Source organism: Pedobacter sp. AK017, assembly GCF_014200825.1.
Classification (GTDB): Bacteria; Bacteroidota; Bacteroidia; order Sphingobacteriales; family Sphingobacteriaceae; genus Pedobacter; species Pedobacter heparinus.
The window spans coordinates 131820-156092 of the sequence record NZ_JACHCW010000001.1 but is presented as its reverse complement, the minus strand read 5'-3'; the positions used below and the strand labels follow the sequence as shown (position 1 = coordinate 156092).

At 42.1% G+C, this 24273-nt stretch carries 24 protein-coding genes and 1 riboswitch; of the genes, 12 read left to right on the top strand and 12 right to left on the bottom strand.

Annotated elements, in window-relative coordinates:
• Position 1 precedes the first annotated feature (1 nt).
• Positions 2-952 carry a D-2-hydroxyacid dehydrogenase gene (locus tag HDC92_RS00705; RefSeq protein ID WP_015807680.1) on the top strand — a complete coding sequence of 317 codons (951 nt, stop codon included), beginning with the start codon at positions 2-4 and terminating at the stop codon, positions 950-952.
• 66 nt (positions 953-1018) lie between these two features.
• Positions 1019-2263: a DUF1015 domain-containing protein gene (locus HDC92_RS00700; protein ID WP_183871640.1), complete on the top strand. Its 1245-nt coding sequence runs from the start codon at positions 1019-1021 to the stop codon at positions 2261-2263.
• Here HDC92_RS00700 and HDC92_RS00695 read toward each other — a convergent pair.
• The 3 genes from HDC92_RS00695 to HDC92_RS00685 are packed head-to-tail and all read right to left on the bottom strand — an operon-like array spanning position 2260 to position 3729.
• The gene (locus HDC92_RS00695) at positions 2260-2403 is read right to left on the bottom strand and encodes a hypothetical protein (protein WP_015807682.1); all 144 of its coding nucleotides are present in this window, start codon (positions 2401-2403) and stop codon (positions 2260-2262) included. The genes HDC92_RS00700 and HDC92_RS00695 overlap by 4 nt on opposite strands.
• Entirely contained in the window at positions 2400-2909 is a 510-nt protein-coding gene (locus tag HDC92_RS00690) for a hypothetical protein (RefSeq protein WP_015807683.1), read from the bottom strand. Before HDC92_RS00690 ends, HDC92_RS00695 begins: the two co-directional genes overlap by 4 nt.
• A gap of 40 nt (positions 2910-2949) precedes the next feature.
• Positions 2950-3729, bottom strand: coding sequence for an S-adenosyl-l-methionine hydroxide adenosyltransferase family protein (locus HDC92_RS00685; RefSeq protein ID WP_015807684.1), 780 nt, complete (start codon positions 3727-3729; stop codon positions 2950-2952).
• A 102-nt stretch (positions 3730-3831) separates the two neighbouring features.
• On the opposite strand from HDC92_RS00685, the gene HDC92_RS00680 reads away from it, so the two are divergent.
• The 4 genes from HDC92_RS00680 (at position 3832) to HDC92_RS00665 (ending at position 7133) form a co-directional block, all read left to right on the top strand.
• Entirely contained in the window at positions 3832-4800 is a 969-nt protein-coding gene (locus HDC92_RS00680; protein ID WP_015807685.1) for a PhoH family protein, read from the top strand.
• A 5-nt stretch (positions 4801-4805) separates the two neighbouring features.
• Positions 4806-5756, top strand: a complete 951-nt coding sequence (locus HDC92_RS00675) for a phosphoribosylaminoimidazolesuccinocarboxamide synthase (protein ID WP_183871638.1) — start codon at positions 4806-4808, stop codon at positions 5754-5756.
• A 79-nt stretch (positions 5757-5835) separates the two neighbouring features.
• Positions 5836-6222, top strand: a complete 387-nt coding sequence (locus HDC92_RS00670; RefSeq protein ID WP_015807687.1) for an STAS domain-containing protein — start codon at positions 5836-5838, stop codon at positions 6220-6222.
• Positions 6222-7133 (top strand): ribonuclease Z, encoded by a 912-nt coding sequence (locus tag HDC92_RS00665; RefSeq protein WP_015807688.1) that lies wholly within the window; start codon positions 6222-6224, stop codon positions 7131-7133. The genes HDC92_RS00670 and HDC92_RS00665 overlap by 1 nt, the downstream gene beginning before the upstream one ends.
• Here the strand turns inward: HDC92_RS00665 and HDC92_RS00660 are convergent.
• From HDC92_RS00660 to HDC92_RS00650, 3 genes are all read right to left on the bottom strand, one after another.
• Positions 7130-8080: an MlaD family protein gene (locus tag HDC92_RS00660; RefSeq protein WP_015807689.1), complete on the bottom strand. Its 951-nt coding sequence runs from the start codon at positions 8078-8080 to the stop codon at positions 7130-7132. The genes HDC92_RS00665 and HDC92_RS00660 overlap by 4 nt on opposite strands.
• Positions 8081-8144: 64 nt before the next feature.
• Positions 8145-8990 carry an N-acetylmuramoyl-L-alanine amidase gene (locus tag HDC92_RS00655; protein ID WP_015807690.1) on the bottom strand — a complete coding sequence of 282 codons (846 nt, stop codon included), beginning with the start codon at positions 8988-8990 and terminating at the stop codon, positions 8145-8147.
• 29 nt (positions 8991-9019) lie between these two features.
• Positions 9020-9898 (bottom strand): N-acetylmuramoyl-L-alanine amidase, encoded by an 879-nt coding sequence (locus HDC92_RS00650; protein WP_238326457.1) that lies wholly within the window; start codon positions 9896-9898, stop codon positions 9020-9022.
• Between the two features lie 89 nt (positions 9899-9987).
• On the opposite strand from HDC92_RS00650, the gene HDC92_RS00645 reads away from it, so the two are divergent.
• The 3 genes from HDC92_RS00645 to HDC92_RS00635 are packed head-to-tail and all read left to right on the top strand — an operon-like array spanning position 9988 to position 15271.
• Positions 9988-12636, top strand: coding sequence for a putative LPS assembly protein LptD (locus HDC92_RS00645; RefSeq protein WP_183871636.1), 2649 nt, complete (start codon positions 9988-9990; stop codon positions 12634-12636).
• A gap of 14 nt (positions 12637-12650) precedes the next feature.
• Complete coding sequence (locus HDC92_RS00640) at positions 12651-13898, top strand: competence/damage-inducible protein A (RefSeq protein WP_183871633.1); 1248 nt, start codon at positions 12651-12653, stop codon at positions 13896-13898.
• Between the two features lie 50 nt (positions 13899-13948).
• A complete protein-coding gene (locus HDC92_RS00635) occupies positions 13949-15271 on the top strand; it encodes a dihydrolipoamide acetyltransferase family protein (protein WP_183871631.1) in 1323 nt (440 codons plus the stop codon).
• 71 nt (positions 15272-15342) lie between these two features.
• Here the strand turns inward: HDC92_RS00635 and HDC92_RS00630 are convergent, their stop codons facing one another.
• The 4 genes from HDC92_RS00630 to HDC92_RS00615 form a co-directional block, all read right to left on the bottom strand.
• Positions 15343-16584: a homoserine dehydrogenase gene (locus tag HDC92_RS00630; RefSeq protein WP_015807695.1), complete on the bottom strand. Its 1242-nt coding sequence runs from the start codon at positions 16582-16584 to the stop codon at positions 15343-15345.
• Positions 16585-16592: 8 nt separating this feature from the next.
• Positions 16593-17651, bottom strand: a complete 1059-nt coding sequence (gene metX / locus HDC92_RS00625) for a homoserine O-acetyltransferase family protein (RefSeq protein ID WP_015807696.1) — start codon at positions 17649-17651, stop codon at positions 16593-16595.
• A gap of 33 nt (positions 17652-17684) precedes the next feature.
• The gene (locus HDC92_RS00620) at positions 17685-18989 is read right to left on the bottom strand and encodes an O-acetylhomoserine aminocarboxypropyltransferase/cysteine synthase family protein (protein WP_015807697.1); all 1305 of its coding nucleotides are present in this window, start codon (positions 18987-18989) and stop codon (positions 17685-17687) included.
• A 226-nt stretch (positions 18990-19215) separates the two neighbouring features.
• Positions 19216-19329: riboswitch (SAM riboswitch) on the bottom strand.
• A 162-nt stretch (positions 19330-19491) separates the two neighbouring features.
• On the bottom strand, positions 19492-20607 hold the full coding sequence (locus HDC92_RS00615; RefSeq protein ID WP_015807698.1) for a trans-sulfuration enzyme family protein: 1116 nt from the start codon (positions 20605-20607) through the stop codon (positions 19492-19494).
• Between the two features lie 115 nt (positions 20608-20722).
• Here HDC92_RS00615 and HDC92_RS00610 point away from each other — a divergent pair, with 115 nt between their 5' ends.
• Positions 20723-21214 carry a lipocalin family protein gene (locus tag HDC92_RS00610; RefSeq protein ID WP_183871629.1) on the top strand — a complete coding sequence of 164 codons (492 nt, stop codon included), beginning with the start codon at positions 20723-20725 and terminating at the stop codon, positions 21212-21214.
• A 158-nt stretch (positions 21215-21372) separates the two neighbouring features.
• On the opposite strand, the gene HDC92_RS00605 is transcribed toward HDC92_RS00610, so the two are convergent.
• Positions 21373-22152 carry an NIPSNAP family protein gene (locus tag HDC92_RS00605; RefSeq protein WP_183871627.1) on the bottom strand — a complete coding sequence of 260 codons (780 nt, stop codon included), beginning with the start codon at positions 22150-22152 and terminating at the stop codon, positions 21373-21375.
• Positions 22145-22354 (bottom strand): DUF6965 family protein, encoded by a 210-nt coding sequence (locus HDC92_RS00600; RefSeq protein WP_015807701.1) that lies wholly within the window; start codon positions 22352-22354, stop codon positions 22145-22147. The genes HDC92_RS00605 and HDC92_RS00600 overlap by 8 nt, the downstream gene beginning before the upstream one ends.
• A gap of 113 nt (positions 22355-22467) precedes the next feature.
• Here HDC92_RS00600 and mqnE point away from each other — a divergent pair, with 113 nt between their 5' ends.
• Together mqnE and HDC92_RS00590 are read left to right on the top strand one after the other, a co-directional pair.
• A complete protein-coding gene (mqnE, locus tag HDC92_RS00595; protein ID WP_015807702.1) occupies positions 22468-23661 on the top strand; it encodes an aminofutalosine synthase MqnE in 1194 nt (397 codons plus the stop codon).
• Complete coding sequence (locus tag HDC92_RS00590) at positions 23662-24273, top strand: histidine phosphatase family protein (protein ID WP_183871625.1); 612 nt, start codon at positions 23662-23664, stop codon at positions 24271-24273.

The following is a 24273-nucleotide window of genomic DNA, read 5'->3' as shown; positions in this document are numbered from 1 at the left end:
AATGATTAAGATACTTGCAAACGACGGGATAGATCCTGTTGGTAAAAAATTATTAGAAGAAGCGGGTTTTGTGGTGGATACAGATACTGTACCGCAAGACCAATTGGTTGAAGCTTTAAAAAATTACGATGGTATTACGGTTAGAAGTGCAACCAAGTTACGTAAGGACCTGATAGATCAGGTGCCAAACCTAAAGCTGATTGGCCGTGGTGGTGTTGGAATGGATAATATTGACGTGGATTATGCCCGCAGTAAAGGCATAGCAGTAGTAAATACACCTGCCGCTTCATCCTTGTCGGTAGCTGAGCTTGTTTTTGCACACCTGTTTACCGGTATCCGTTTTCTACAGGATTCCAATAGAAAAATGCCGGTTGAAGGCAATACCAAATTTAATGCCTTGAAAAAAGCCTATGCTGGTGGTGTAGAGTTACAAGGCAAAACTATGGGTATCATTGGGTTTGGGCGTATTGGTCGTGAAACTGCTAAAGTGGCACTCCGACTGGGCATGAACGTTTTGGCTTATGATCTTTACCCTGCAGAAGGTACACTGCCTTTAACTTTCCAGGGCGGCGTTTCGGTAGAAATTCCTTTCAAGACCGTTTCACTGGATGAAGTGATTGCGAAGAGTGATTTCATCAGTTTACATACACCTTTTGCGGATAAACCTATTTTAGGTACAGCAGAGTTTGCTAAAATGAAAAACGGTGTGGGCGTGGTAAACTGTTCACGTGGTGGTACCATTGATGAGACGGCTTTAATTGCGGCCCTTGACAGCGGTAAGCTTGCTTTTGCAGGCCTGGATGTATTCGATAATGAGCCTACGCCGGACACTGCTATTTTACAGCATCCAAAAATATCTTTAACGCCTCATATTGGTGCTGCTACCAATGAAGCCCAGGAACGTATTGGTACGGAACTGGCTTCCCTGATTATTGAGCACTTTAAGAAGTAGTAAAATTTTGAAAAAGGGTACCTGATTTTAAAATTAGGTACCCTTTTTTGTTTTTAAACCAAATATATGCCTGAAATTAAGCCATTTTGTGCGCTTAAACCCGCTGCTCATTTGCAACAGCAAGTGGTCACGCGGCCGCTTGAAAATTACAGCACGGGTGAGGCAAAGCTGATTGCTTCGGAAAATCCATGCAGTTTTCTGCATTTAATTGATCCGGAACTGGACAATCCTTATCTGAGGGGTACCAGACAGGAACTGGTGTTTAAAAAGATCAGTGAAAACCTGGAAAGTTTTATAGAACACCGCTATTTGGTTAAACAACCACAACCCGCCATTTACATTTACCAGGTGCGCCACGATGAGCTGGTGCAAACAGGAATCTGGACACTTACACACATCAGCGATTATCTGGAAGGCAGGATCAAGAAACATGAGTCTACCGTAGAACGCAGGGAGAAGCTTTTGGCCGATTATCTGCAGCAAACAGGGCTGGATGCTAACCCGGTACTGATTACTTACCAGCCAGATGCATTGGTAGACCGGCTGACGGAAAAATACCTGTTACAAAATCCTGACCTGGATTTTGTTTTTGAAGATGGTACGGCCCACCGGGTGTGGGCCATTACTGATATAGCCGATTTAACAACCATTGTACACTCATTTGCACAAATGCCTGCAGTTTACATTGCAGATGGCCATCATAGGGCTGCTTCTATGGCAAAGATGGGCCTGCAAAAAAAAATGCTGAACGGTACAAAACACGAGGGAACTGAACTTTACAATTATTTCAGTACGGTATACATGAACACCCAGGAGGTAAAAGTACTTGAATTTAACCGGCTGATCAGGGATATGGGAGGGCTGAAAGCCGAACACTTTCTGGAGGCTGTTGCCCAGTCATTTTTAATGGAAAAATCTGCAGTTGCGGTGAAACCGGGGGCATTGCACCAAATAGGTATGTATTTTAACGGACAATGGTATACACTACATCCAAAAGCGGGTTTGTACGATAAATATAATCCCGTTGCCGTATTGGATGTGAGCATTTTGCAGAATTTTATTCTTGGACCTATACTAAACATACAGGATCCGAGAACTGATGCCCGGATTACTTTTGAAGGAGGTAGAACGCCGGTCTTTACGCTGCAGACCCGTGTAGATAACGGTTTGTTTGCTATAGCTTTTACCTTGTATCCCGCTTCTGTTGAACAAGTGATTGCTGTAGCAGATGCAGCAGGGGTGATGCCCCCTAAGTCGACCTGGGTAGAACCCAAATTTCTGGTGGGGTTGCTGACGAGCTATTTCAATTAAAGGGAATTGGTTAGAGTCCAGTACTTATAGCCTAAAATGGCTTTCTGAACAGTGGACAGCTTCATCGGGTCTTTTTTGTAAAGGCTGGGCAGCAATACTTTATTGAGCTTTACCAATATTTTAAACAATTGTTTTTTCATATCCGTTTTATTTTTTTAAGAACGTACCATGCCATTCCTCCGGTAACCAGCAGTAACAATAAGCTCAAGGTGTAGGCAAAGTGTTTATCTTTTATTGCTGTTCCCGCTTCGGCTTTGAGTAACTGGTTTTGATCCTGAAGTTGTTTGATGGACAGCTTGTAATTCTGTATCCTCTCGTCGCTTTCACCGGCACTGGTTTTTACCTGTTGTACCTCCAGGTCTTTATAATCCATTAAAATTTTGAGTTCCTTAAAAATATTATTATCATTCAACACCAGCTGTCTGAGTATCTCATTGGAATTCCTGATGTCTTTTTTTGTCTGAAACCCGAATATTCCCGTGCGGGCATTTAAACTTTCATCATACTGTCCGAACCTGGCACTTCTTTCGGCCAGCAATGCATTGATCTTCAGGCGCTGGGTCTGATAGGCACTGGTGTCACTTTGAGCTGCCGATACTTTAAGAGATATAAAAAAGAGCAGGAAAAAAAACAGGATATTACGCATTGTTTTATGGTTTTGCAGCTTATCCAGCAAACTCCATGCCTTAAGGATGAAATTCGACCCTGACAATATCGTTCAGGTGCAGGCCCAGCAGGCCACTGGCCTTTCCTTTGTTGATGGCGATCTCAAGATGGTTACTGATACCGAACAAACATAATTTTTCGCCTTCGGGCACTTCATTGTAATGCCAGCTCAGCTGACTGATGGTTTCGCTTTTGCGAAAATACAAAGTGAAATCCCTGTTGCGCTGAATCTTGGTAAACAGTTCTTTGGTGATATTGGTGATCACATTGCTAAAGGTATCAATATAAATTACACTTCCCCTGATGATGTCCCGTTCGATAACAGGGTTAAGCAGCATCCGTTCCTCAATGTTCTCGGTAGGTACACCTATGTCTTTTAATTTGGCACCCCTGGCCAGCTGTGTAGCTGCCTTTACAAAAATATCTACCAGTGGAAAATGGAGGTACTTCAGGTCCTGCATAATATTGAGCTCTACAATTTCATCTGGTTTTTCATCAAATAATAAAGAGAAGATCCCATTGTCGGCACCTACAAAAAAATGATCTTTGTGTTTTAATGCAATGTATTTGGTGTGCTCACTGAATACAGAATCGATGCCAATGAGGTGGACTGTTCCTTTAGGAAAGTATAGGTAACAGTTTTTTAATACAAAAGCAGCGTGCGAGATATTAAAGGATGGCACCTCATGGGTTACATCAACAATTGTAGCTGTAGGCAAGATAGTCAGGATACTACCCTTAAGGGCAGCCTGGTAGAAATCTTTTGATCCTAAATCTGTTGTTAATGTAATAATGGCCATTAAAAATTGAATATTTATTCTTAATCTTGCGTAAGCGGCAAATCGCGTACAAATATTCAATTTTTATATCAAAATATACACTCCTATCTAAAAAACAATATTTTGAACGAACTAAAATTAACACTAGAATCGGTAGATCCGGTACAGTTTTGGGGCACAAATAATGAGCACTACGAGCTGATTAAAAATGCTTTTCCTAAACTTAAAGTTGTAGCAAGAGGGAATGAGGTTAAGGTACTTGGTGATGATCAGGAACTTAAGGGCTTTGAACAGAAATATAACCAGTTGCTTGGTCACCTGGAGCAATACAGTTCTTTGACACCAAATGATGTGGAATCGATTTTAGTTTCAAAGAAGGCGCAGGTTGCAGCTGATAATGGGACCGAGAAACCGGCAAACACAGGTGGGGGAGGCGAAGTGATCGTATTTGGTACAAACGGATTGATGGTTAAGGCCAGAACTGCGAACCAGAGGAAAATGGTAGACAGTATCGGAAAAAACGATGTGCTGTTCGCTATCGGCCCTGCCGGAACCGGAAAGACCTATACAGCGGTGGCTTTGGCAGTAAGGGCTTTGAAAAATAAGGAAATCAAACGCATTATATTAACCAGGCCGGCTGTAGAGGCGGGAGAGAACCTGGGTTTTTTGCCCGGAGATTTAAAAGAAAAAGTAGATCCTTACCTGCGCCCTTTGTATGATGCTTTGGACGATATGATACCGGCGGAGAAGCTGAAAACCTATATAGAGAACCGGACGATTGAAATTGCACCTTTGGCCTTTATGCGTGGAAGGACGCTTGACAATTGTTTTGTGATACTGGATGAGGCACAAAACTCGACCGACCTGCAGTTAAAAATGTTTTTGACCCGTATGGGGCCATCGGCAAAATTTATTGTAACGGGAGATGTCACACAGATTGATCTGCCCAAAAAACAGATGTCCGGTTTACACAATGCCCTGCGCATACTCGACGATATACCTGGTATAGAGATTATTTACCTCAATGGCGATGATGTGGTAAGGCATAAACTGGTAAAAAGAATATTAAAAGCATACGGCGATATACAGTAATAAGAATGACAGCAATTAAAGAAACAAATTTTAGCTTTCCGAAGCAGACCAGTTTTTATAAGGGTAAAGTACGCGATGTATATACCATAGATAACCGCTTTATGGCAATGGTGGTTACTGACAGGATATCTGCATTTGATGTGGTTTTACCGGAAGCAATTCCTTTTAAAGGACAGGTATTGAACCAGATTGCAGCTAAGTTTTTAAATGCAACAAAGGATATTGTGCCCAACTGGGTAATTGCGGTACCGGATGAAATGGTAACCATTGGACGCATCTGTGAGCCATTTAAAGTAGAGATGGTAGTAAGGGGATACCTTGCCGGACATGCCTGGAGAGAGTATAGTGCCGGTAAACGCAGCGTTTGTGGTGTGGCTTTACCGGAAGGGTTAAAAGAAAACGATAAACTACCCGGGCCGATCATTACACCAACAACCAAGGCATCGGTGGGCCATGATGAAGATATATCAAGGGAAGATATACTGGCTAAAGGTATTGTTTCGCTAGCAGATTATACGCAACTTGAAAATTACACGTATGCCTTATACGAGCGTGGTACACAGATGGCCGCTGAACGCGGACTGATCCTGGTGGATACAAAATACGAATTTGGTAAAGTGGGTGAGGAGATTTATTTAATTGATGAGATCCACACGCCGGATTCTTCACGTTATTTTTATGCCGAAGGTTATTCGGAAAGGCAGGAACAGAATGAGCCGCAGAAGCAATTGTCGAAAGAATTTGTGCGTAAGTGGCTGATCGAAAATGGTTTTCAGGGTAAAGAGGGACAAAGTATTCCGGTAATGACCCCTGAGATCGTGAATTCGATAGCCGATCGCTATATTGAACTTTATGAACAGATTACGGGAGACCGTTTTGTGAAAAATGAACAGGCAGATGTGGTAGCGCGTATTGAAAAAAATGTAAACGGCTTTTTAAGTACAATTAAATTTTAAACCCTGCACATACAAATAAAATTAATTACTTTCGTATCAGACTAAATATTCATATCGGACTAAATAGACAATCAATATCATGAAATTTTCAGTAGATAAGCATGAAAAGTATGTGGTTTTAAAGCTTAATGAATCAAAGCTTACAAACGACAATACACCAAAGTTGAAATCTGAGTTCATTTTATTGAACACAGAAGGTTATTGTAATATTGTATTAGACCTTTCATCGGTAAAGCAGTGTGATGATTCTCAGGACCTGAGCAGTTTACTTTTTGGTGATAGATTGTGTAAAAAAGCCAACGGATTGTTTATTGTAACCGGTATCAATGAGGTTGTAGCTAAGATATTGGAAATGTCGAGCCTTGACCAGTCACTTACCATTGTTTCTAAAATTGATGAGGCTACAGACCTGATCTTTATGGAAGAAATAGAAAAAGAACTGTTGGGGAGCGTAGATAAAGATTAATGAAGTTTGAGGTCACTATTTTAGGCAGTAGTTCTGCAACACCTGTATACAATAGAAATCCGACAGCCCAGCTTTTAAATTGCAACGAAAAGTTCTATCTGATCGATTGCGGGGAAGGAACTCAGCAACAACTGATCAGATTTGGATTTAAAGCCAATAAGATAGATTTTGTTTTCATCAGCCATTTGCACGGCGATCATTATTTTGGATTGATTGGATTGCTTTCCAGCTTGCATTTAAACGGACGGATTAAGCCCATCAAAATATTTGCTCCGGCAGCTCTGGCTGAAATACTCGAGCTGCAGTTTAAACATTCGGAAACGGTGATCAGGTATCCGGTTGAGTTCGTGGCCACACAGACAGATGCGCCGGCAGAGATTTTTGAAAATGCGGACCTAAAGGTAGAAACCATTATTCTAAACCACAGGATTCCCTGTACAGGCTTTAAATTTGTACAAAAGAAAAGGCTGAGAAAATTGATTGTTGAAAAGCTGGAAGCTGAAGAAATTCCTGTTGATTGTTATCCCTTGCTGAAAAGAGGGGCTGACCTTGATCTGCCTGATGGCAGGGTTTTATTGAACGCAGATTATACAACAGATTCTGACCGCCCTAAGCAATATTGCTATTGTTCTGATACGCTGTTCGACGAAACTTATTTTGAAAGTATACAGGGTTGTGATACCCTGTACCATGAAGCCACTTTTTTACACGAAATGGTAGACAGGGCAAACCAGACACACCATACCACCGCATTACAGGCCGCTGAGATTGCGAAAATGACCGGAGCAGCTAAATTGCTTATCGGACATTTTTCTTCCAGGTACAAGACTTTACAGCCACTGCTGGAGGAAGCCAGATCCGTATTTGAAAATACTGAACTGGCGATTGAAGGAAATACCTATACGATTTAGTTATCCTTTTTACCACCTCCGAATACGGAGAAGTGAACGTAACGTTTAGGATTTTGTTTCAGGTCTATCATCAGATTATCCAGGTTTTTAGAGGCATTGTTCAGGTTTTCATACATTTTTGTATCATTCACCAGCATACCCAGGGTTCCTTGTCCGTTGTTCACCTTATTAACAATGGTCTGCAGATCGGCCATGGCCTTATTGGCATTCTCTATGGTCTGTTTAAAATTAGCTGCAGCCACCTGATCTGTAATATTGCCAATGTTATTCAATATGCCGTTTATCTTTTCATTGTTCTTTTTCAGGTTACTTGAAATGGCCTCTACATTGGCCAGGATTGCAGATACCCTGGACCCTTCAGAGCCCACCAGATTATCTACCTTTTTAGATGTAGCTTCCAGTGAAGAAAGCGTAGAAGCTATACTGTTAAAACTTTTATCAACATTTTTTTGAAAGTTAGGGTTTAGAATAGAGTTTACGCTTGTCAGGATTGAATCCATTTTAGTGATGATCAGTTCCGCTTTTTTCTGAACCGGCTGTACGGTTTCAAGCAGACCCTTAGCCACATTTGCATTAAGGGTATCCCCATCCTGCGCAAAATCCTGACCCGTGCCCAGTTCCATTACAATAGCTTTACTGCCCAGCAGGTCGGTACCTTCCAGTTTAGCTATACTGTTTTTTGGGATTTCATATTTTCCCTTGATCTTTAAAGTGGCCAGGATACTCCCATCTGATTGTAATTGTAGCTTATCTACGCGGCCAATCTGAAAACCATTGATCAGAACTGGTTTGGACACGCCCAGTCCATCAACCCTAGGGTATCTGGCGTACAGCACGGTCTCATTCGAAAAAATGGCATTACCCTTTAAAAAGTTATAACCAATAATTAATAAGGTAATTGAAAAGGCCGCCAGGATGCCTACTTTAGTTTCGTTTGCTATCTTCATCAGGTATGTTTTGTTTTTTCAGTAATATTTATTTTATCATTGCCTTCAGCTACCTTCGGCGGTCTTAATTGATTTCAGTTTCTCTTTTATATGTCTTTACCGCTTTAAAGATGGAGTTTACAATTTCATCCTGCCCACTGGCCGAGTTCATATAATCTTCTTCTCTTGGATTAGAAATGAACCCTATTTCCGTTAAAACTGCAGGCATTCCGCATCTTTGTAAAATTAAAATGCCCTGTTCTTTTACACCTCTGTTAACCCTTTTGTCATCGTTTGTGTAATTGTTCTGGATTAACCTTGCCAACTTCAGGCTTTTGTCCCTGAATGTATTTTTGAACAAAGATAGTATAATAAATGTTTCAGGGTCATTCGGATCATAACCATCGTAATTCTGTTTATAGTTTTTTTCCAGTTTGATATCCGCATTTTCCCTTATGGCCACATCCTGCTCGTCCAGCCGGTGCGATCCGGCTACAAACGTTTCCGTCCCACTGGTTGAGGTATTTTTTACATAACCATATCTGGCTATTTTTTTGCCGCCTTTTGTAGTGGTGTAACCTGTTACAACCCTTCTGTCGGGCATAGAATTACAGTGTATGGAAATGAATATATCGGCTTTATTGTCGTTGGCCAGGGCGGCTCTTTTGTGAAATTCAACGTCCACATCGGTTTTTCTTGTGTACAGGATTTTAACTTCCGGCATTTCTTCTTCAAACTTTTTGCCCAGTTTTAAGGCCACTTTGAGGGCAACATTCTTTTCCAGTGAATAACTCCCTGCTGCACCCGATTTTGGCCCGCCATGACCCGCGTCTATCACAATGGTCTTAACTTTATATCCCTGAGCAAAAGTAGCTTGCGAACTTATAATTAGTGAAATGGCAGCCAGGAATACATATATCTTCAATCTCATCTATTTTTTATTCTTTTTATTTTAGTGTATTATCCCTCAATTCCTTTTCTGTAATTTTCAATAGCCTTCAATAAGCATTCCGTAATTTCATTTTGCCCTGCTTCAGAGTTCATATAGTTCTCTTCATCGGGATTGCTGATGAAACCAATTTCCGTTAAAATAGCAGGCATGCCTGCACGGGCAAGTACAGCAAGGCTTTTTTCCTGCACGCCGCGATCAATACGGCCAACCCTGATGTACTGGTCCTGCACCAGTTTGGCCAGTTTAAGGCTTTGGGTCCTGAAGGTGTTTTTCATTAAGGACAGGATGATGTAGTTTTCAGGATTGTTCGGGTCAAAACCTTCATAGTTTTCTTTGTAATTGTCTTCCAGAAAGATCGCCGCATTTTCCCTTTTGATCACCTCGTCCTGTTCGTTCATTCTCCCCATCCCGGATACAAAGGTTTCCACTCCTCTGGTAGAAGTACTTTTACGGTATACGGTTTCAGTAATGGCCACTCTTTTACCACGACTGTTCTTTTTATATCCCGTTACAATGGTAGACCGGTGTACGGGCATATCGTTACAATGGATAGAAATAAATAAATCAGCTTTTGCATTATTGGCAATTGCTATACGCTCGTATAATGGGATAAATACATCTGTACTTCTGGTATAAATTACCTTTACGTCCTTCATATTGGCTTCTATTGCTGCACCCAGGTGTAAGGCAGTTTTTAAAGCTACATCCTTCTCTGTTGAATACAGGCCTCTGGTAGAGCCGTCCCGCCCACCATGACCGGCGTCAATTACGATGGTTTTTATTTTATACTCTTGCGTAAATGCCTGGTAATTAGATGCGATAGTAAAAATAAAAGAAATAAATACGATCAAAATTGCATTTGGTCTGAGCAATGGTATATTTTTCATTAATTTTGAACGTTTTGGATTAAACATTAATGCAAAAATAACATTCACACACGAATTTGAAACTTTTACGCTATATCATTTTTTTTAAAATGCTTGTTTTACTAACATCTGTTGGTAACCATGCATTTGCATTTACTTCTTTTTCTTCGTTTCAGGTTGTACAGCAAATTGATACCGCAAAGAAGGATACCCTGAAAAAGGGTATGGTTAAAAGTGATCCTAAAGATACCACTGCATCAGAAAAAATTCAATATGCTGCTAAAGATTCTATCGCTTTCAGCAAAGATAGCAGTATAGTTTATCTGTACGGTAAGGCCAGGGTAATTTATCAGGGACTGGAACTGGATGCCGACTACATTACTTATGACAACAAAACCCACCTGATTTATGCCCGTGGAACCAAAGATACAAAAGGAAAATATATAGGCCGGCCCATCTTTAAAATGGAAGGACAGGGAACTTCACTGGCCGATTCGCTCAGGTTCAATACAATCACGAAAGAGGGGAATATATATGGGGTTTTTACAGAACAGGAGGGTGGTTTTTTCTCTGGTGGTAAAGCTAAAAAACAACCCGATGATGAAATTCACAGTAAAGGACAGACCTATAGTACCTGTAATTTGCCCCATCCGCATTATGGCCTGCACATTACCAAGGGGATTGTAACAGAAAACCAGATCATTACAGGGCCGGTGTATTTACAGATAGAAGATATACCCTTGCCTATAGCCCTGCCTTTTGCATTTTTCCCCAAGCCGAACAAAAGAAGCTCGGGGATTATCCTGCCCACACCCGGAGAAGATTATACCAGGGGCTTCTTTTTACAGGATGGGGGCTATTACCTGGGCCTCAGCGATTACTGGGACGCCAGGATAACCGGAAGTATATATAGCTATGGTTCTTATAATGCCCGGCTGGCCTCTACTTATACCCAAAGATATAAGTTTAATGGTAATGTAGACCTGAGCTATGCTTTTACCAAGAACGGGACCAGGGGAACGCAGGACTTTAGTACCAGTAAAGATTTTAGCATACGATGGAACCATTCACAAAATGCCAATGCCAAGCCGGGAACAACATTTTCTGCAAGTGTTGATGCGGGTACAAGTACCTTTGACCGGGAGACAGCTGCCGGAGGAACGTACGATCCAAACCGGATCGCAAGAAATACACTGGGATCAAGTATCTCTTATGGCCGTACCTTTGGTCAGGGCATAAACTTTACAGGCGCCCTGCGCCATTCGCAGGAAACTGCCACAAAGAGTGTAAGTCTGGTGCTTCCCGATGTCACGTTGTCTGTGCCCACATTTAACCCTTTTGATTCTAAGGACAGGGTAGGCGAGCAGAAATGGTACCAGAAAATAACAGTAGGTTATAATATGCAGGCCACCAACCAGATCACTTCACCTGATTCTTTATTGTTTAAAAAAGAATCGCTCAAGAAGTTCAGAAGTGGCTTCCAGCATACCATTCCTGTTAACATGGCCTTTAATTTACTAAGGTATTTTAATTTTAATGTGGGTACTACCTATACAGAGAAATGGCATTTTCAATCTATCAGAAAAACTTATTTTAAAGTGCCCAACAAAGCAGATGCTATTTTCATAGATACCATTCCTGGTTTTAACCGTTCTGGCCAGTATTCCCTCAGCGGGGGAATGTCGACCAAAATCTATTCTACTGCCCAGTTTAAAAATTTCGGAAAATTTAAGGCCATCAGACATGTGATGACCCCAAGTGTGAATTTTAGTTATACCCCTGATTTTTCCGCCCTTAAGCTGGGGAATTATAAGGAGGCCCTTTATGATGATAGGACCAAAGTGATGACGCGTGACGCAAAGGGCAACCTGGTACCGCTGCTGTATTCCATTCATGAATCTTCTTATTATGGCGGGCCCGGAATGGGAAAAAATGCTTCTATTGGTTTCTCGGTTGACAATACAGTAGAAGCAAAATTTTTATCACCAAAAGACACGACAGGCACCGGAGAAAAGAAAATCCCCATCATTCAGGGATTAGGGATCAGCGGATCCTATAACCTGCTTGCCGAAAGCTTTAAATTATCAACCTTGAGCTTTAGCGGCCGTTCACAGTTTACAGATAAACTGGGGATAAATTACTATGGTACTTTAAATCCGTATTTAACCGAAGTATATACAGATTCTATAACCAAATTGGAAGCAATGAGGCTTAAAGATCAGTACACCTGGACAAAAGGCAAACTGCCCCGCCTTACCAATTTTGGTTTCTCTTTTAACTACAGCCTGAACCCGGAAGCTTTAAAAAAGAAAAATGATGCGAACGATAAAATAAAGGAGCAGGCCAATAGTGGTGCCATCACTCCAGAACAGGCAGAGGCCCTGGCTAAGGTGAGCCGCGATCCGAATGCCTTTGTTGATTTTAACATCCCATGGAATTTTGCCTTCTCTTATACTTTCAATTACAGTACCAATGAGGTGGGTCAGAATGGTACAGTTACCAATACTTTAAACTTTAATGGTGATGCCAATATTACCCCCAAATGGAAGGTTACATTCAGTTCCGGATGGGACTTTCAGCGCAATACCATTTCCCAGACCAATTTTTCGATATACCGGGATTTACATTGCTGGGACATGAGCTTTAGCTGGGTGCCATTTGGTTTTTACCAGAGCTATTCAGTTGACATTAAAGTGAAGGCCTCTATTCTTCAGGACCTGAAGCTGAGCAAAAGAAAAGGATATTATACCAAATTTTAAAAAAACATTACGCTATGTTAGCTGAAATTATAACCATTGGTGATGAAATACTGATCGGGCAGATTGTAGATACCAATTCTGCATGGATGGCACAGAAATTAAACCTGATCGGTATTAAGGTTAAACAGATTACCTCGGTGTCTGATGATGCAGCACATATTACAGAAGCGCTGAAACTTGCCGAAGGTCGGGCGGATGTAATCCTGATTACCGGAGGTCTTGGGCCTACTAAAGATGATGTGACCAAAGTAACTATAGCAAAGTACTTCCATATGGGTTTTAGAAGGGACCAGGAAACTTTAGACCATGTAACGCATATTTTTACGAGCCTGAACAGACCGATGATAGAGCTGAACCGCCGGCAGGCTGATGTGCCCGATGGCTGTGAGGTGATCCAGAATAAGAATGGTACGGCACCTTGTATGTGGTTTGAGCAACATGGAAAAATCTATGTGTCTATGCCAGGGGTGCCATTCGAAATGATGTACCTGATGACGGAAGAGATCCTGCCACGTTTGAAAAACGCATTTAAACTGCCCGCTATTTTTCATAAAACCATTTTAACGGCCGGTATTGGCGAATCTTTCCTGGCCCAGGAAATTGAAGACATTGAAAATGCCTTACCTGATCACATTAAACTGGCTTATCTGCCCAAACTTGGACAGGTACGGCTGAGATTAAGTGGAACAGGTGCCGATGAAGCAACGCTGCAGCAGGAAGTGATGTTTTATGCACAGCAACTGATCGGCAGGGTAAAAAAAAATGTGGTGGCCGACCAGGATATTCCGCTGGAAAAGGCACTGCTGAACATCATGCAGGAACGGCAGCTTACCTTGAGCACTGCCGAAAGTTGTACTGGTGGTTATATTTCTCAATTGATCACGCAGCATCCTGGATGTTCTGCCGTATTTGCAGGCGCTGCGGTTACTTATTCCAATGCATTAAAAATGTCCGTCCTTGGTGTGCTGCCTGAAACCCTGGAAAATTACGGAGCGGTGAGTGAGCAAACAGTAAAAGAAATGGCCATGGGTGCGGTTGCTAATTTCAAAACAGATTATGCGGTCGCCGTGAGTGGAATTGCCGGCCCGGATGGAGGTACTGAAGAGAAACCCGTTGGTACTGTGTGGATTGCAGTAGCAACCCAATATAAGGTAGTGGCCAGGTTGTTCAGGTTTGGCAACCGTCGTGCACAAAATATTGAACGTGCGGCAATAGCTGCATTAACGATGGTTTTGAATGAGCTGAAACAAGATGTGGGTTAAGTCTGGGAAATACTTTACTTTTGCACCTGATACAAATCATAAAATAAAAAATGGCTCAATACGAATTATTGTTACCTAAAATGGGGGAGAGCGTTGCGGAAGCAACCATAATTAAATGGGTTAAACAACCGGGTGAACTGATTGAGATGGATGACACCGTTTTGGAGATTGCCACGGATAAAGTAGATTCTGAAGTCCCATCGCCAATAGCGGGTAGATTAGTAAAGCAATTATTTAAAGAAGACGATATTGTACAGGTAGGTGCCGTAATTGCGATTATAGAAACGGATGCCGATGCCCCGGTAGTTGCTGAGCAGGCAGTTGAAACTCCCGCAGCAGTAAGCGTACCTGAGGCGGAGCCAGTTACAGCAAACATACCGGGGATGGAACAGCTACCTGCTGATTTTGTCTCAGACCGTTTTTATTCGCCCCTGGTAAAAAATATTGCAGTACAGGAGGGTATAACTGTTGAAGAATTGGATACAATTAGCGGAACCGGTGCTGAAGGGCGTTTAACTAAAGATGATTTATTGAACTATATTCAAAACGGGAAAAAAACTGGCGATGTAAGCAGAGAGGAAGAAGTGAAGCCCGTAGCCCAGCAGTCTGCAGTCGCACAACCCCTAAAAGTTCAGCCAACTCAGGCAGCGGCAAGTATAAGTGGTGGTGATGAGATCATTGAGATGGACAGGATGCGTAAGTTAATTGCCGAACACATGGTAATGAGCAAACAGACCTCTCCGCATGTAACCTCTTTTGTAGAAGCAGATGTAACCAATATGGTACTATGGCGTGAAAAGGTAAAAAGGGATTTCGAGAAGCGTGAAAACGAGAAGATCACCTTTACGCCCATATTTGTGGAAGCGGTAAGCAGGGCGATCAAAGATTTTCCGATGATCAATGTATCGGTAAACGGAAATCAGATCATTAAGAAAAAAGATATCAATATCGGTATGGCAGCTGCATTACCAAGTGGTAACCTGATTGTGCCGGTAATAAAAAATGCGGATGAGCTGAACCTGCTGGGTTTAACAAAAGCGGTTAACGACCTGGCCAGCCGTGCCCGGGCCTCGAAATTAAAGCCTGATGAAACGCAAAACGGCACTTTCACCTTAACCAATGTGGGTTCTTTTGGTAATGTAATGGGCACACCGATCATTAATCAGCCGCAGGTAGCTATATTGGCTGTGGGTGCCATTAAAAAGAAACCAGCGGTGTTGGAAACGGAAGCTGGTGATGTGATTGCGATCAGGCATATCATGTTCCTTTCTTTATCTTATGACCACAGGGTTGTTGACGGGGCCCTTGGGGGTTCATTCGTACGCCGGGTGGCCGATTACCTGGAAAACTGGGACCTGAACAGAGAAATATAGTAGCGTAGAAGAACAACTCATAGAAAAAGGCCCCAATGGGGCCTTTTTCATGATCAAAAACAAAAAAATAATTAATTAAATAATACCTCTTCGTCTGCTACAGTTTTAATCTGCTGCTCCGTATAAGTATATTTTCCGGTGTGGGCAATAAATACGTCTTTCTGCTCCAGTAAGTCGCGATTAGCTATCAGGCTTTTCAGGCTTACATTGCCAATCACGTATTTATAATCATCACGTGAAAAACGTTCCACAATATTTTCAATCTGCAGTTTTTCTACAGTGTATTCGTGTACATAACGCAGGTAAACTTCAATGTTTACATCGTCAGTATGTAACAGTCCATTGTGCTGGTGGTATTTTTTGTATTCATAGCGGTAACCATACCTTAGGGCAGCAATGTCAGACAATACAGCTGCACCAGTCGGATGTCCGCCAGCTCCTTTTCCAAAAAAGAACTGCTTGTCGGCAAATGCAGCCTGCACAGTTACCCCATTATATTCATTCTCTACATTGTAAAGAAAATCATCAGATTTTACAAATTTGGGCAATACATAAGTAACCACCTGTTTAGTGCTTATTTTGCGGGCTGTAGGTACCAGTTTAATTTTAAAGTTCTTTTCCCTTGCATATCTGATGTCATTTTCAGAAAGGTTCTGAATGCCAATATTAAGGATTTTATCGGGATTGATGAATAAACCATAAGCGTGCGCCGTAGCAATGGCCAGCTTAAATTTAGGATCATAACCCCCTACGTCAAGAATTGGATCTGTTTCTGCGAAGCCAAGGTCCTGTGCCTGTTTCAAAGCCACCCCATATTCCAGGTTTTCGTTAAATATTTTTGAAAGGATATAATTTGACGAACCGTTAAATATCCCGCTGATGCCATGCAACAGTTCGTTATCGTAATATTCTTCCAGGTTACGGATAATTGGGATACTGCCACATACTGCACCCTCATAGAGTAGCGATGCATCATATTTTTCCTGTAGCTCTACCAGTTCGGCAAGGTGCGAAGCGATCATTTTTTTATTGGCTGAAACTACGTTCTTGCCACTGATCAATGCCCTTTTAACAATATCAAAAGCAGCATCAGCATCATCAATCAGTTCTACAATCGTGTTGATCTCGCTATTGTTCAGCAATTCATTGTGATCTGTAGTAAAAAGGTGTGCATCCAGGCTGCGCTTTTTGTCGGGGTTTTTGATGGCGATCTTAATGATTTCAAGATTCAGATCCTGACCGCGGATGATGTCATGTAATCCCTGGCCCACTACTCCAAAACCAAATAACCCAATTTTAAGTTTCTTGCTCATCTGTTTATTTATGCTGTTTTATGTAATTTAATTATTTTCTTGTGTACGCTCTCTTTAAGGAAATTACCAATAACGTTTGTAAGCGCATCTGTTTCAATCAGGAAACCGTCATGGCCGTAGGCCGACTTCAGACTTTGGAATTCTGCACCAGGGATGTTTTCTGCCATGAACTCCTGTTCTGCCAATGGGAAAAGAATGTCATTTTCAATACCTATTACCAGGGTATTTGCTTTTACCAATGCCAGGGCGTCAATTACACTATTTCTGTTCCTGCTTACATTATGACTGTCCATCGCTTTGCTCAGGTACCAGTAGCTGTAAGCATTGAAACGCTTACAGAGTTTTTCTCCCTGGTAATTCTGATAGGAAGAAGCCCTGAAGCTACCGATTTTATCGTTCACACTTTCCAGCTGGGTAGCCGAATAGGCATCATAGGTCCTGTAGGACAATAAAGCAATGCTTCTGGCAACTTTTAATCCTTTTAACCCGCCATCAGGTTTTTGTGCATAAAAACTACGGTCCGTTGTAATGGACAGCCGCTGGCTCTCATTAAAGGCTATGCCCCATGGCGAGTGTACGGCATTGGTGGCCACTAAAATAAGGTTCTCTATGGCATTGTTATCAGTGATGGCCCATTCCAATGCCTGTTGTCCCCCTAATGAACCGCCAATCAATACCTTAACCGTACTGATCCCCAGATGTGCTGCAAGCAGCCGGTGTGCTGCAACCAGGTCCCTGATGGTAAACTCCGGAAAGGCCAGGTAATAAGGCTGACCAGTTACCGGATTGGTACTCAATGGGTTGGTGCTGCCATAATGCGAGCCCAATACATTGGCACATATGATAAAGTGTTCATCAGGATTAAACAGCGCATTGTTGCCAAAAAGCCCTTTCCACCAATCCAGCACATCAGAATTCGCTGTAAGTGCATGACAGGCCCAAATTACATTGTCCTTTTTGGCATTTAATTTACCATAAGTCTGATAGGCAATTTCAAGCTTACGCAACTTTTTGCCATTTTCAAGTTTAAAGGTTTTGTTGTAATTATATATGGAGATTGTACTCATTACTAAATCTTGGTAAAATTGAGGAGCAGGTGTTTATTTTTTGATACTGGCAAAGGCCTGTTCAAAATCTGCTTTGATATCGTCTATATGCTCTATACCAACCGATACCCTTAACTGATTGGGCTTAACCCCGGCAGCAATTTGTTCGTCCTCGCTCAGTTGCTGATGGGTGGTAGCCGAAGGCTGGATGATCAGGGTTTTTGCATCGCCAACATTTGCCAGGTGGCTTACCAGTTTAAGGCTGTCTACCAGAGCTGTAGCCTGTTCTTTATCTCCTTTTAGTTCAAATGACAATACTGCACCAAAACCATTTTGCAAATACTTTTTAGCATTGGCATGATAAGGGCTGCTTTCCAGACCCGGGTAGCTTACACTTTTTACTGCTTCATGGTTTTCCAGCCAGGTGGCCAGGGCCAGCGTATTGTCTACATGGCGCTGCACACGAAGGGATAAGGTTTCTAAACCCTGTAACAAGAGGAAAGAGTTGATTGGCGCAATGGCCGGACCAAAATCCCTTAATCCTTCTACACGTGCACGAATGATAAACTGTATGTTACCAAATGGGCCGCCTATTCCGAATACATCGTTAAAAACAAGGCCATGGTAACCTTCAGAAGGCTCGGTAAACTGTTTAAATTTACCATTTCCCCAATTGTAGTTTCCGCCGTCTACAATTACCCCACCTATACTGGTCCCGTGTCCGCCAATCCATTTGGTGGCCGATTGTACCACAATATGCGCACCATGTTCCAGGGGCTTAAACAGATAACCGGCTGCACCAAAAGTATTGTCTACAATCAGGGGCAGGTCGTGTTTATTGGCAATAGCAGCTAATTTTTCGAAATCGATGATGCTATAGGCCGGGTTACCGATACTTTCTACATACAAAGCTTTGGTATTGGCGTCTATTTTGGCCTCAAAATCTGAAGGATCATCGCCATTGGCAAATTTAACTTCAATGCCCAAACGCTTAAAGGCAACTTTAAACTGGTTATACGAACCTCCGTACAGATGGGATGAGGATACAAAATTATCTCCTGCCTCTAAAATGTTGTTTAAAGCGATGAACTGTGCGGCCTGTCCCGATGCTACGGCAAGGGCTGCTACACCACCTTCCAGTGCGGCCACTCTTTTTTCAAACACATCTGTAGTAGGGTTCATGATACGGGTGTAAATGTTCCCGAATTCTTTTAAAGCGAAAAGGTTTGCACCATGTTCGGAGTTTTTGAAGCCGTAAGAAGTCGTTTGATATATTGGAACGGCCCTTGAGCCTGTTGTAGGATCAATTTCCTGGCCTGCATGTACTTGTAGTGTTTCGAATTTATGAGAAGCTGACATAATTTTTGAATTTTATATGGTGTAATTGATTTTCTATGGGATGCGACCGGGCATAATTCTAGCCTGAAAGCATGTTTTGTTTAGCGTACCCAAAAGGGCCTTCCGGATGGATCAAGAAATGCAAAAGGAAGATTTTAAGGATTATTGCATGCAACAGCACATACAGTTGGTATGCTTTGGGCAACAATAATTACGAAGTGTTGAAATAATCGTTTTCATCTGTTTTAATTTATCTTTCCAAACAGCACCATGCTGCCTGGTCAGGAATTGGCACCTTCTCCATTTTGGGAGGGTTGCCAGTGGGTCAAAGAGCCTGTCTCTCGCCACTTCTTTATAAATCAAACCTTTGTTAGGAGGTGTTGACTTGATCGGCTTTCGCCAATTGATGCCACAAATGTAGGGCTCAGGAACAAAATAACCAAAATTTAATTCTGATTTTTTTGTAATTAATTGATATTTAAGCTTATAATTTGATTTTTAACCCTGCTTAGCCTTAGCCTTTTTAAGATAAAGCCTGTTCAAAATCAGCAATTAAGTCATCAATATGTTCCAGTCCAGCTGATATCCGAATTAAATTTTGTGGTGTTTTGGTGTCAGGACCTTCTATCGAGGCCCGGTGTTCAATTAAACTTTCTACCCCGCCCAAACTTGTCGCCTGAGCAAACAGCTTCATTTTGTTTACAACCCGTCTCGCTTCATCTGCTCCACCTTTGATCAGGATGGACAGCATACCTCCAAAACCAGTCATCTGTTGTCTGGCGGTTTCATGACCTGGATGTGTGGGCAGTCCAGGATAAAATACGGCTTCAACAACAGGATGTTTTTCCAGGTAAAGGGCCAGTGCCATTCCGTTTTCGCAATGCCCCCGCATGCGGTAGGCTAGTGTTTTGATGCTCCTGCTCAATAAAAAGCAATCAAAGGGCGAAGGTACTGCGCCACCTACCTGCTGTATGTTCCTGATTTTCTCCCAGAGTTCATCTTTTTCTGCGGTAACGAGTACGCCGCCCAGCACATCGCTATGTCCGCCTATGTATTTGGTTGAAGAATGCATCACAATATTAGCACCCAGTGCGATCGGGTTTTGCAGGCATGGCGAAGCAAAGGTACTGTCGCAGGCCAATATCAACCCCTTTGATCTGGCGATTTGTGCAATCGCAGCAATGTCGGTAATCTTCAGCAGGGGGTTCGATGGGGTTTCTACCCAGATCATCACAGTGTTTTTCCTGATGTGCCCGCCAATCAGGTCCGGGTTTGTCAAATCGATAAAGTCGATCTCAATGGTATCGGCAAATATGCTTTGTAACTGTCTTTTAAAACCCCAGTACATGTCGTCCGGTGCCAGAATGTGACTGCCCGGTTTTAAAGCCTGAAAAACACTCATTCCGGCAGTATTGCCTGATGAAAAAGCACAGGCATCCGCACCCTTTTCCAGCTCTGCCATTGTTTTTTCCAATGCAGCTCGGTTAGGGTTACTCATTCTGCTATACATATGTCCACCAGAGTATCCACCGTCAGCGTCCCTTAAAAAAGTTGTAGATAAATTTATCGGTGCTGTAACATCTTTTGTATGGGGTTCATATAAATTTCCAGCATGTATGGCCAATGTTTCTGCTCTCATTATTATGGGGTTAAATGCTAAAATATAGCGTAAAGGTATAATGAGGTTAAAGGTAAAAATTATTATGCTGAAGTTTTGGCAGGATTTATGTATTTAAAAAGTAAAAAATTAAGATATGAAAAGAATATTCCTGATAGCAGCCATTTTTTGCAGTGCATTAATGGTATTGCAAGGCTGTTCACCAAAAGGTGCAGCCACTACACAACCTTTAAAAAGAGGTAACATTACAGGTAGCTGGGTGTTAAATGACATTACTTTCGAAGGAATCCCTCAATCTTCCGTAAAATCCTTGTTCGGAGAAGGCTCCTACACTTGTTTTGTAGGCAGTACATGGCGGTTAACCAACAGTGGCAATGGTAGTTATAGCTTGCCGGGTGGAACAGGCTGTGCCGCTAAAACACAAACCATTTACTGGTCGGCCAGCACAAAAGAGGACACTTTCCAGTTTAAAAAAATATACGAAGGTGATAAGCCTAAAAATGTAACAGAAGGCTACAGGATGTTACTGGCCTCAACCAATGGTGAAAATATGGTGATCAAAACACCGGTTGAATATGGCAGTGCAACAGCTTACATTGTGCTGAATTTTAATAAAGCTGCAAAATAAGGGGAAAAATAACCCTTCTCTTCTAAGTCTGCATAATTGCGCTGAAAAAGCGCAAAGATGCCAGGACTTTTCTGAGAAGGTGATTTTTCTTTCAAGTAATAACAAATCAGGGTGCCCAAACGGCACCTTGATTTGTTATTATAGCATATATAATTTTTTTATATATCCGAATAATCAACAGGATATAAGAACCGGGTGTCGTTTTTGGATACATTGTTCTGATATTCCGGCATGTTTTTTAGTTTTTGCCATTGCTCATCTTTTCCGAAGGTCTTCCAGTGTTCGTCCCTGTCTGCTTTATTTTCAAAGGTGGTCAGATACATGAGGTTGGGCATTCTGCTGCCTGCAATCACCTCAGCATAAAAAACGGCATTGAAATTCAGACGTTTAAATAAGCCTATTTCATCTCCTTTATTAAACATTTCTATTTTGTTCTTAGCGCGCTTTTCGGTCGGGCTTTCATAGCTGCGCAGTTCGTAAATGCGTTCTGCTTTTGCTGAAGACAAATTTGGCATTTTAAGATTCCGATGTCCTTCAAAAGCAGTTAACAATATATTTTCCATCCTTTCATAAGGCGCGGCCGTATGTAAGGCATCGAGATAGGCTTTCCCGTCTTCCTTCAATTTACTGTCCTTTTCCAATACATTTTCCAGGCTGGAAAACTGCTGGTAGGAACGAAAGGGAATAAATACATAGATCAGTTTTTCGGCCTGGGGATCATCTGTCCGGACGGGTTTAAAAACACCAACTTTAGCAATGCCTGCACGATGTAGCGCAGGAAGGTAAGCCAGTTTTAGAAAATCATCTACGGTTTTTTCCTGCTCCGCGTTTTTCAGATGATAAATCCTGATCTGATAAAAATCTTTGTCAGGTGCATTGGCAAGAAGCTGGGTTACCGGCAGGAGTATACCAATGAAAATAGTGATAAGTTTAGGCATGGTTGGTTTCTATAATTTCTTTGATTTTGATCAGACGGTCATAAAAGCATTCAAAGGGCCTTACATTACCGTGTATCTTTAAAACTACCAGGTGGGTTTGTACACAATGGGCAACATCATTTATTCTGGTACCTGGACAAAGGTTTATCGATTGGGGTAAATCTATTCCTGAAAAATGGGCTTCTAGTTCTTCAATTGTCATAGTCGCAAATATAAGGTTAGTGAAGCTCTTTTACACAATGCTGACAGGTTAAATCGGTTTAAAAAACAGGTATCTAATGATTTTATGCTATTTTTGTCCATTATACCTAACAGATGGATACTACTTCAAAACTTGCATTGATCTTAGCAGATGCTGATCTTCCGGCAGCACTCAAAGCAATTGCCCTAAAAGTTCAGAACCAGGAAAGGATTACCTTTGATGAGGGCGTTTACCTGTATGAAAATGCGGAACTGGGCTATCTGGGTGTTTTAGCCAATTACATCAGGGAACAAAAGCACGGCGACAATACCTATTTCAACCGGAATTTTCATATAGAACCTACGAATGTTTGCGTGTACGATTGTAAATTCTGCTCTTACTCCCGTCTGATCAAACAGAAAGAAGAAGGTTGGGAAATGAGTGTGGACGGTATGATGGAGGTATTGAAGAAATATGACCATGAACCCGTAACAGAGGTGCACATTACCGGCGGGGTAGTGCCTAAACAGAACCTTGAATTTTACAGCGATTTTTTCAGAAGGGCAAAAGCACACCGCCCGGAGCTGCACATCAAGGCATTAACTCCTGTTGAGTATTATTATATCTTTAAAAAGGCGAAACTGAGCCATTATGACGGGATGAAATACATGCAGGAAGCCGGTTTGGATTCCATGCCCGGCGGTGGGGCAGAGATCTTTCATCCGGAAGTACGGGAAAAAATTGCACACGATAAATGCAATGCCGAGCAATGGCTCGATATTCACGAACAGGCGCATAAACTGGGCATGAAAACAAATGCTACCATGCTTTATGGTCATATAGAGCAATTCTGGCACAGGGTAGACCATATGGAGCGTTTGCGCCGGCAACAGGACAAGACCGGAGGCTTTCAGGCTTTTATTCCGCTTAAATTCAGGAACCAGCACAACCAGATGGACCATGTTCCGGAGGTTTCGGTGATAGAAGATTTGCGAAATTATGCCATTGCCCGTATTTACATGGATAATTTTGACCACATTAAAGCCTATTGGGCAATGATCAGCAGGCAAACCGCGCAGTTGTCGCTAAACTTTGGTGTTGATGATATAGATGGTACTTTAGACGATACGACCAAGATCTATTCTATGGCAGGTGCAGAGGAACAACACCCGGCAATGAGTACCCGCGACCTGGTCGACCTCATCAAACAGGTAAAACGGAAACCAATAGAAAGGGATACACTGTATAACGTAGTAACGGATTACAGCCAGGTTACCTTTGAGGATGAAGTAAAACCACAATATTATAAATTGCCAGTAATCAATTAAATGGATAAGGAAATATATATCATCAGACATGGTGAAACAGATTTAAACAAACAGGGAATAGTACAGGGCAGGGGCATCAACAGCGACCTGAATGATACCGGAAAGGCACAGGCGGCAGCTTTTTACGAAGCGTATAAAAACATACCTTTTGATAAAGTATATACCTCTGAATTAAAGCGTACACATCAGACAGTTAAAGGTTTTATTGATGCCGGTACCCCCTGGGAGCAACTGGCCGGACTGGATGAACTGGCCTGGGGGATATGGGAAGGTAAACCTAATGATGAACATGCCATTACTGCATTTAAAGGCCTGATGGAGGCTTGGGAAGCCGGCGATTATGATGCCCATTTTGAGGGGGGTGAAAGTCCAAATGATGTGGTTAGAAGAGAGCAGGAAGCGCTGAATGTTATTAAAGGGGCTGCAAATGAGAAAACCGTATTGGTTTGTATGCATGGCCGGGCTATGCGCTTGTTTTTATGCCTGCTTACCAATAAACCCATCTCCGAAATGACGGAGTTCCCCCATCAGAATACCACACTTTATAAAGTTGAACTTAGTGGAGGTCAGTTTGTGATCACTGAGTTTAACAATACCGATCATTTAAAATAA

Bases quoted from the DNA above. Each gene is read 5' to 3' on its own strand.
- mqnE (WP_015807702.1), top strand. From the start codon at position 22,468: ATGGATACTACTTCAAAACTTGCATTGATCTTAGCAGATGCTGATCTT.
- HDC92_RS00685 (WP_015807684.1), bottom strand. From the start codon at position 3,729: ATGGCCATTATTACATTAACAACAGATTTAGGATCAAAAGATTTCTAC.
- HDC92_RS00610 (WP_183871629.1), top strand. From the start codon at position 20,723: ATGAAAAGAATATTCCTGATAGCAGCCATTTTTTGCAGTGCATTAATG.
- HDC92_RS00665 (WP_015807688.1), top strand. From the start codon at position 6,222: ATGAAGTTTGAGGTCACTATTTTAGGCAGTAGTTCTGCAACACCTGTA.
- HDC92_RS00640 (WP_183871633.1), top strand. From the start codon at position 12,651: ATGTTAGCTGAAATTATAACCATTGGTGATGAAATACTGATCGGGCAG.
- HDC92_RS00645 (WP_183871636.1), top strand. From the start codon at position 9,988: ATGCTTGTTTTACTAACATCTGTTGGTAACCATGCATTTGCATTTACT.
- HDC92_RS00695 (WP_015807682.1), bottom strand. From the start codon at position 2,403: ATGAAAAAACAATTGTTTAAAATATTGGTAAAGCTCAATAAAGTATTG.
- HDC92_RS00670 (WP_015807687.1), top strand. From the start codon at position 5,836: ATGAAATTTTCAGTAGATAAGCATGAAAAGTATGTGGTTTTAAAGCTT.
- HDC92_RS00655 (WP_015807690.1), bottom strand. From the start codon at position 8,990: ATGAGATTGAAGATATATGTATTCCTGGCTGCCATTTCACTAATTATA.
- HDC92_RS00705 (WP_015807680.1), top strand. From the start codon at position 2: ATGATTAAGATACTTGCAAACGACGGGATAGATCCTGTTGGTAAAAAA.
- HDC92_RS00615 (WP_015807698.1), bottom strand. From the start codon at position 20,607: ATGAGAGCAGAAACATTGGCCATACATGCTGGAAATTTATATGAACCC.
- HDC92_RS00635 (WP_183871631.1), top strand. From the start codon at position 13,949: ATGGCTCAATACGAATTATTGTTACCTAAAATGGGGGAGAGCGTTGCG.
- HDC92_RS00605 (WP_183871627.1), bottom strand. From the start codon at position 22,152: ATGCCTAAACTTATCACTATTTTCATTGGTATACTCCTGCCGGTAACC.
- HDC92_RS00630 (WP_015807695.1), bottom strand. From the start codon at position 16,584: ATGAGCAAGAAACTTAAAATTGGGTTATTTGGTTTTGGAGTAGTGGGC.
- HDC92_RS00675 (WP_183871638.1), top strand. From the start codon at position 4,806: ATGACAGCAATTAAAGAAACAAATTTTAGCTTTCCGAAGCAGACCAGT.
- HDC92_RS00620 (WP_015807697.1), bottom strand. From the start codon at position 18,989: ATGTCAGCTTCTCATAAATTCGAAACACTACAAGTACATGCAGGCCAG.
- HDC92_RS00650 (WP_238326457.1), bottom strand. From the start codon at position 9,898: ATGAAAAATATACCATTGCTCAGACCAAATGCAATTTTGATCGTATTT.
- HDC92_RS00700 (WP_183871640.1), top strand. From the start codon at position 1,019: ATGCCTGAAATTAAGCCATTTTGTGCGCTTAAACCCGCTGCTCATTTG.
- HDC92_RS00690 (WP_015807683.1), bottom strand. From the start codon at position 2,909: ATGCGTAATATCCTGTTTTTTTTCCTGCTCTTTTTTATATCTCTTAAA.
- metX (WP_015807696.1), bottom strand. From the start codon at position 17,651: ATGAGTACAATCTCCATATATAATTACAACAAAACCTTTAAACTTGAA.
- HDC92_RS00600 (WP_015807701.1), bottom strand. From the start codon at position 22,354: ATGACAATTGAAGAACTAGAAGCCCATTTTTCAGGAATAGATTTACCC.
- HDC92_RS00660 (WP_015807689.1), bottom strand. From the start codon at position 8,080: ATGAAGATAGCAAACGAAACTAAAGTAGGCATCCTGGCGGCCTTTTCA.
- HDC92_RS00590 (WP_183871625.1), top strand. From the start codon at position 23,662: ATGGATAAGGAAATATATATCATCAGACATGGTGAAACAGATTTAAAC.